Genomic DNA, 6,528 nt, shown 5'->3' on the forward strand with positions numbered 1-6,528 from the left:
GGACCGGTCCCGCGCCCGAGCCCGCGACCGGTCCCGCCCCCGGCCCGGTGCCGCTGTCCGTGCTGGACCTGTCGCCGGTGGCGTCCGGGTCGAGCGGTCCGGCGGCGCTGCGCGCCAGCGTGGAGCTGGCGCGGGCCGCCGAGCGCCTGGGCTACCACCGCTACTGGGTCGCCGAGCACCACAACGCCCCCGGCACCGCGAGCGCCTCCCCGCACGTGCTCATCGCGACGGTGGCCGCGACGACCTCGCGCATCCGGGTCGGCGCCGGCGGGGTCATGCTGCCCAACCACTCGCCGCTGGCGGTGGCCGAGACGTTCCGGGCGCTGGAGGCGCTGCACCCCGGCCGCATCGACCTCGGCCTCGGGCGGGCACCGGGCACCGACGCGCGCGCGGCGCTGGCGCTGCGCGGCTCGCGCGAGGCGCTGGCCGCGGACGACTTCGACGAGCGGTTCGCCCAGCTGCTCGGCTTCGTCGACGGCTTCGCACCCACCCACCCGTTCGCCTCGGTCGCGGCGGCGCCGGTGGACGTGCCGCTGCCGCCGCTGTGGGTCCTCGGCTCCAGCGAGCACGGCGCGCGGACGGCCGCCGCGCTGGGCACCGGGTACGCCTACGCGGGCCACTTCGGCAGCGCCGACCCCGTCGCCGTGCTGCGCGACTACCGGCAGCGGTTCCGGCCCTCCGCGCGCCGCTCGCACCCGCACGCCCTGCTGGCCGTGGCCGCCGTCGTGGCCGACAGCGACGAGCGCGCCGGGCAGCTGGCCGCGGCGAGCCTGCTGGCGACGGCCCGGCTGCGGCAGGGGCGCCCCGGGCCGCTGCCCAGCCCGCAGGAGGCGGCCGAGCACCGCTGGACGCTGCTGGAGCGCAACCTGGCCGGGCGCGCGCGCGAGCAGCTGGTGGCCGGCACCCCGGCGGAGGTGGCCACCCGGCTGCGGGAGCTGGTGCGGCGCAGCGGGGCCGACGAGCTGGTGGTCGTCACGGCGGTGCACGACCCGGCCGAGCGGGTGCGCTCCTACGAGCTGCTGGCCGGCGCCTGGGGGCTGACCGCCGCGGCGGGTGCGGCCGACGGGGTGTGAGCGACCGGGCGTGAGCGACGGGCCGGCGGCCGGCCGCGGGCGGGCGCGCGCGGCGGCAGGTGGTGCAGCTCGACCTCGTGCAGCCGGCCGCCCGCGGCGAGCGCCGTGAGGTAGGTGCAGGTCGGCATCCGGCGGCGGTCCGTGGGCGAGCCGGGGTTGAGCAGCCGCAGCCCCGAGGGGGTCGTGGAGTCCCACGGGACGTGGCTGTGCCCGAAGACCAGCACGTCGCAGCGCTGCGCGTACAGCGCGTCGCAGCGGCGCTCGCGGCCGGGCGCCCCGCCGGTCTCGTGGACCACGCCGAAGCGCACCCCGCCGGCCTCGAACAGCGCGAGCTCCTCCAGGTGCCGGCGCACGGGCGGGCCGTCGTTGTTGCCCGCCACGCCCACCAGCAGGCGGGAGCGCTCGCGCAGCGCGAGCACCGTCGCCTCGTCGCACCAGTCCCCCGCGTGCACGACGACGTCGGCGGCCTCCACGGCCGCCCACACCGGCGCCGGGAGGTCCTTGGCCCGCCGCGGCAGGTGGGTGTCGGACAGCAGCAGCAGGCGCACGCCGCCCGCCACCGGCTCCACCGGCTGCGGCGACGCGTGTTGCTGCGGCTGGTCCACGGGGCCCCTCAGCTGAGCTGGCGCACCCGGACGGTCTCCGGCAGCTCCTGCAGCCGGCGCCCCACCTCGTCGGCGGCCGGTGCCGCGATGTCGGTGACGACGTAGCCGAGGTCGCCGCGGGTGGCCAGCTGCTGGGACTCGATGTTCACGCCCGCGCCGGCCAGCACCCCGTTGATGGCCGCCAGCACCCCGGGCACGTTGCGGTGCAGGTGGGCCAGCCGCACCGTGCCCGGCGCGGTCTCCGTCGCCAGCGCCGGCAGGTTCACCGACAGCGTCGTCGCGCCGTGCAGCGCGTAGTCGCGCAGCTTCGCGGCGACGAAGCGGCCGATGTCCTCCTGCGCCTCCTCGGTCGAGCCCCCCACGTGCGGGGTGAGGATGACGTTGGGCAGCCCGCGCAGCTCGGAGTCGAAGGACTGGCCGCTGCCCTTGGGCTCGCTGGGGAAGACGTCGATCGCGGCACCGGCGATGTGGCCGGACTCCACGTGGCGGCGCAGCGCGGCGTGGTCGACGACGAAGCCGCGGGAGAGGTTGAGGAAGATCGAGCCCGGCCGCATCCGGGAGAACTCCTCCTGGCCGAAGAAGCCGCTGTTGGAGCTGCGGCCGTCCACGTGCAGCGTCACGACGTCGGCGATCTCCAGGACCTCGCCCAGGCTGCCGCAGCGGCGCGCGTTGCCCAGCGCCAGCTTGTCGGTGGTGTCGTAGAAGAAGACGCTCATGCCCAGCGCCTCGGCGACCACCGACAGCTGCGAGCCGATGTTGCCGTAGCCGACGATGCCCAGCCGACGCCCGCGCACCTCGTGCGAGCCGGTGGCGGACTTGTCCCACACGCCCTCGTGCATGGCGCGGTCCTTGACCGTCAGCCGGCGCGTCAGCGCGATGATCTCCGCCAGCGCGAGCTCGACGACGCTGCGGGTGTTGCTGTAGGGCGCGTTGAAGACCGCCACGCCGTGCGCGGCCGCGGCGAACAGGTCGATCTGGTTGGTGCCGATGCAGAAGGCGCCGACCGCCCGCAGGTCCGGCGAGGCCTCGAGGACCTTCGCGCTCACCTGGGTCTGGGAGCGGATGCCCAGCAGGGACACCCCGGCCAGCCGCTCCACCAGCTCCGCCTCGTCGAGGGCCCCGGACGCCGTCTCGACCTCCCAGCCGGCCTCGGACAGCAGCGCCTCGGCGTCGGCGTGGATGTTCTCCAGCAGCAGCGCACGGCCCTTGCGGGTCGGCGCGGTGTCGGGGGCGGGCACGGCTCCTCCTGCTTCCAGCGGACGGGTTCTCGCGGGGCCAGTCTGGCGCACCGCGGACGTGGCGCGGACCACACCCGCCGCCCGCTCAGACCGCGGCGACGGCCTCGTCCACGGGCGTGCCGCCGCCGACGAGCTCCAGCACCCGCGCGGGCGCCGGCCCGGCGTGCAGCCGCTCCAGCAGGCCGGCGCACACGGCCGCCACGTCGGCGCGCGGCACCGCACCGCCCGGCACCGACGGCGCCAGCAGCACCCGGCCGGTGGGCTCGTCGTCGGTCAGCGCCCCCGGCCGCAGCACCGAGACCAGCAGCCCCTCGCGGGCCAGCAGGTCCTCCTCGGCGGCGAGCTTGGCGCGCAGGTAGGCCGTGAACACCTCGTCGAGCCCCTCCGGGGTGGCGCCCCCGCGCACCGCGTCGACGCCGTACGAGGAGACGAGCAGGTACGCCGGCACGCCCGCCGCCTGCGCGGCGTCGGCCAGCAGCACGGCCGCGGCGCGGTCGACGCTGTCCTTGCGCGCCGCACCGCTGCCCGGCCCGGCGCCCGCGGCGAAGACGACGGCGTCGGCCCCGCGCAGGTCGCCGGCGAGGTCGCCCGCCGCGACGGCCTCCAGGTCGCGCACGAGCGGGGAGACCCCGGCGGCGGTGAGCTCCGGCGCGTGGGCGGGGTTGCGGACCAGCCCGAGGACCTCGTCCCCGCGACCGGTGAGGCGGGCCGCCAGCAGTCGGGCGACCTGTCCGTGGGCTCCGGCGACGACGATGCGCATGTGGCGACCGTAGGCGCCCGCGCCCGCGCCCGCGCGCGTACCGGCGGCCCGGTGCCCCTAGAGCTCCTCGCCGACCAGGGTGGCGGCGTCCGGCAGCGCCTCCAGGCGCTCCTCGGGGATGGGCTCGCCGGAGACCACGGAGATCCCGTAGGTGCCCTCGTCGATGCGCCGCAGCGCGTCCTCGACGCTGTTCAGGCGGCGGCGGACGCCGTCGAGCACCCCCTCGTCCTCCGCGGCCTGCTGCTCGTGCGCACCGCGGTCGCCGAAGTCGGACCCGCCGGCGGGGTCGTCGGAGTAGACGCCCCGCTCCATGCGGGAGGTGGTCTCCTCGATGCTGGTGCGCAGCTCCTGCTGCAGCTGCAGCAACCGCTCGCGCGCGACCTCGGTGTCCATGTGCGTGTCTCCTCGATCTCGGGGCCCCGGCCGGGGCTCGTCCGTTCCTACCCTGCGGGTGCCGCTGCGGCACCACGGGGCAGGGTGGCAGATCGCCCGCGCCGCCCCGACCGCCCCGCCCGACCGCCCGGCCCGACCCGGCCCGCGGCGGCGGGCGGTGGTGCGGGGACGGGGTCCCCGGTCCATGCTGGTGCGGTGATCTCCGTCGATCTCGCGCTGCAGCTGAAGGACGCCGGCCTGGAGTGGCACCCGGCCTCCGGCGACCGCTTCGTCATCCCGCACCGGGACATGGACGACGACGTGTTCACGCTCAGCGACATGACCGTGGAGGTCCACGACCACCCCAGCGGCCGGATCATCGGCTTCAACGGCACCACCGAGTGGGCGCTGGACTCCGTGGACCAGCCGGAGGCGTGCTGGCTGCCGGCCGAGCACCAGCTGCGCGAGCTGCTCGGGGAGCGCTTCACCCGGCTGGAGCGGCGCGACGTCGGCGAGGCCGTCGTGCACCGGGTGCTGCTGCTCGACGAGCACGGCGCGGACGCCTTCGAGGCCGCGGACCCCTCCGACGCCTACGGGCGCGCCCTGCTGCACCACCTCTCCGGCGCCCGCGGCGGCACCAGCGGCAGCGCCGGGGCCACGGCCGGCGCCTGAGCCCGGACCCCCGAGCCGCTCCCGGCCCGGGAGCGGCTCAGCACCTCACGGCGTGCCGGGGTCCTCCTCCTGTCCGGCCAGGAACCGCTCGAACTCCTCCCCCAGCTCGTCGGCCGTGGGCAGGAAGGCGCTGCCCGCCTCCGTCCCCCGGCCGGCGTCGCCGGAGGCGTCGTACTGCTCCTCCAGGGCGCGCACCACCGCCGCGGCCTCCGGGGAGTCCGCCACCTGGGCGTCGACCTCCACGCGCGTGCGCGAGGCGGCCTCCAGCAGCTCCTGCACCGAGGCCGCGACGCCGGTGGCCCCGGAGAGGGTGCGCACGAGGACGGCCGCGGCGTCGGGGTACTCGTTGCCGGCCAGGTAGTGCGGCACGTGGGCGAGCACCGAGAGCACGTCGCGACCGGCCTGCGCGCCGCGCAGCGCCAGCAGCGCCCCCGCGTGCCCGGGCACCTGGGCCTCGACGTCCCAGGTGCGGTACCCCTCGAGCAGCTCCGGGCGGCTCGCGCTGGCGGTCACCCCGCTGGGACGGGTGTGCGGCACGGCCGTCGGGGCGGCGTTGAGCACGATGGTCAGGCCGACGCCGAGGTCGTCGGCCAGCTGCCAGACGGCGGCGGTGAAGCGCTCCCACTGCACGTCCGGTTCCGGGCCGGTGAGCAGCAGCAGCGAGGAGCCCTCCTCGTCGTGCACGCGGTGCAGCTGCAGGCGGGGGGGCTCGTAGTCGCTCCAGCTGGTGCCGCTGAAGGTCATGGTGGGGCGCCGGGCGCGGTAGTCGTGCAGCTGGTCGACGTCGAAGGTGGCCACGACCTCGTGCTCGCGGCTGTCCAGCAGGTGCTCCACCGCCAGGCGGACCGCGCTGCCGGCGTCGACGAAGCCGGACAGCGCGACCACGAGCGGCGGCTCCACGAGCACCGGGCGCTCACCCTCGTAGGAGTACAGGGATGCGGGATCCAGCATGGGGACATCATCCCCGCCGCCGGCGCGCTCGGCGGCCCGAGCCGCCGGGCGCAGGCGGGTCAGCCGCGGGCGGGCAGCGGCCGGTTCCCCTCCGCGAGCGCTGCGAGGGCGGCCTCGCGCTCGGTGCGCAGCCGCTCGATGGCCTTCTCGAAGTCGTCCAGGGAGTCGAACGCCTGGTAGACGGAGGCGAAGCGCAGGTAGGCGACCTCGTCGAGCTCCTGCAGGAACGGCAGCGTCGCCAGCCCCACCTGGTGCGCGTCGATCTCGGCGGCGCCCTGGGCGCGCACGGCCTCCTCGACGCGGTGCGCCAGCAGAGCGATGTCGTCCTCGCTCACCGGCCGCCCCTGGCAGGCCTTGCGGACCCCGCTGGCGATCTTGGCCCGGCTGAACGGCTCCGAGGCGCCCGAGCGCTTGGTGACCGTCAGGCTGGCCGTCTCGACGGTGGTGAACCGCTTGGAGCAGTTCGGGCACTGGCGCCGGCGCCGGATGGAGCTTCCGTCGTCGGTCGTGCGCGAGTCGACCACGCGCGAGTCCTCGTGCCGACAGAACGGGCAGTGCACCCCGACGTCCTCCCCCGGATCCGACCGACAGATGTGGTCCAGGGTGGACGGTACGTCGAGAGCGACACGCCGGGCAAGCGGCGCGCCGTCGCGCGCGTCGTCCTCCCGGTCCCCGGCCGGCACGGGCGGGTGCGGACCGGGGGCACGGCCGGCTCAGCCGCGGGTCGACAGGGTCGGCAGGGTCAGCCGCTGGCCGGCGCGCACCAGCATCGTGGGCAGGTCGTTGACGTCGGCGATGCGCGCGGCGACCTCGCGCCAGTCCTCGTGCGGGGCGACGTCGGCGGCGATCTCCGAGAG

8 protein-coding genes are annotated in these 6,528 nt (G+C 76.7%); 2 read left to right on the forward strand and 6 right to left on the reverse strand.

Going from position 1 to position 6,528, the window contains the following annotated elements; genetic code table 11:
- Window positions 1–1,073, forward strand: a 1,073-nt coding sequence (locus GTQ99_RS18085; protein ID WP_338075087.1) for an MsnO8 family LLM class oxidoreductase, incomplete at its 5' end; no start/stop codon positions are given.
- Here GTQ99_RS18085 and GTQ99_RS18090 read toward each other — a convergent pair.
- The 4 genes from GTQ99_RS18090 to GTQ99_RS18105 all read right to left on the reverse strand — a co-directional run bounded on the left by GTQ99_RS18090 (window position 1,010) and on the right by GTQ99_RS18105 (window position 4,069).
- Window positions 1,010–1,678 carry a metallophosphoesterase family protein gene (locus tag GTQ99_RS18090; RefSeq protein ID WP_338075088.1) on the reverse strand — a complete coding sequence of 223 codons (669 nt, stop codon included), beginning with the start codon at window positions 1,676–1,678 and terminating at the stop codon, window positions 1,010–1,012. The genes GTQ99_RS18085 and GTQ99_RS18090 overlap by 64 nt on opposite strands.
- Before the next feature lie 8 nt (window positions 1,679–1,686).
- The gene (gene serA, locus GTQ99_RS18095) at window positions 1,687–2,916 is read right to left on the reverse strand and encodes a phosphoglycerate dehydrogenase (RefSeq protein ID WP_166617117.1); all 1,230 of its coding nucleotides are present in this window, start codon (window positions 2,914–2,916) and stop codon (window positions 1,687–1,689) included.
- 85 nt (window positions 2,917–3,001) lie between these two features.
- Window positions 3,002–3,676 (reverse strand): NAD(P)H-binding protein, encoded by a 675-nt coding sequence (locus GTQ99_RS18100; protein WP_166617118.1) that lies wholly within the window; start codon window positions 3,674–3,676, stop codon window positions 3,002–3,004.
- A 57-nt stretch (window positions 3,677–3,733) separates the two neighbouring features.
- Entirely contained in the window at window positions 3,734–4,069 is a 336-nt protein-coding gene (locus GTQ99_RS18105) for a TraR/DksA family transcriptional regulator (RefSeq protein ID WP_166617119.1), read from the reverse strand.
- A 195-nt stretch (window positions 4,070–4,264) separates the two neighbouring features.
- Here GTQ99_RS18105 and GTQ99_RS18110 point away from each other — a divergent pair, with 195 nt between their 5' ends.
- Window positions 4,265–4,720 (forward strand): pilus assembly protein CpaE, encoded by a 456-nt coding sequence (locus GTQ99_RS18110; protein WP_166617120.1) that lies wholly within the window; start codon window positions 4,265–4,267, stop codon window positions 4,718–4,720.
- A 45-nt stretch (window positions 4,721–4,765) separates the two neighbouring features.
- Here GTQ99_RS18110 and GTQ99_RS18115 read toward each other — a convergent pair whose 3' ends face one another.
- Both GTQ99_RS18115 and nrdR read right to left on the reverse strand, forming a co-directional pair.
- On the reverse strand, window positions 4,766–5,671 hold the full coding sequence (locus tag GTQ99_RS18115; RefSeq protein WP_166617121.1) for a proteasome assembly chaperone family protein: 906 nt from the start codon (window positions 5,669–5,671) through the stop codon (window positions 4,766–4,768).
- Between the two features lie 59 nt (window positions 5,672–5,730).
- Window positions 5,731–6,231 carry a transcriptional regulator NrdR gene (nrdR, locus tag GTQ99_RS18120; protein WP_166617122.1) on the reverse strand — a complete coding sequence of 167 codons (501 nt, stop codon included), beginning with the start codon at window positions 6,229–6,231 and terminating at the stop codon, window positions 5,731–5,733.
- Window positions 6,232–6,528 lie beyond the last annotated feature (297 nt).

The organism is Kineococcus vitellinus (assembly GCF_009906315.1).
Taxonomy (GTDB): domain Bacteria; phylum Actinomycetota; class Actinomycetes; order Actinomycetales; family Kineococcaceae; genus Kineococcus; species Kineococcus vitellinus.

Bases quoted from the DNA above. Each gene is read 5' to 3' on its own strand.
- GTQ99_RS18100 (WP_166617118.1), bottom strand. From the start codon at position 3,676: ATGCGCATCGTCGTCGCCGGAGCCCACGGACAGGTCGCCCGACTGCTG.
- GTQ99_RS18105 (WP_166617119.1), bottom strand. From the start codon at position 4,069: ATGGACACCGAGGTCGCGCGCGAGCGGTTGCTGCAGCTGCAGCAGGAG.
- GTQ99_RS18115 (WP_166617121.1), bottom strand. From the start codon at position 5,671: ATGCTGGATCCCGCATCCCTGTACTCCTACGAGGGTGAGCGCCCGGTG.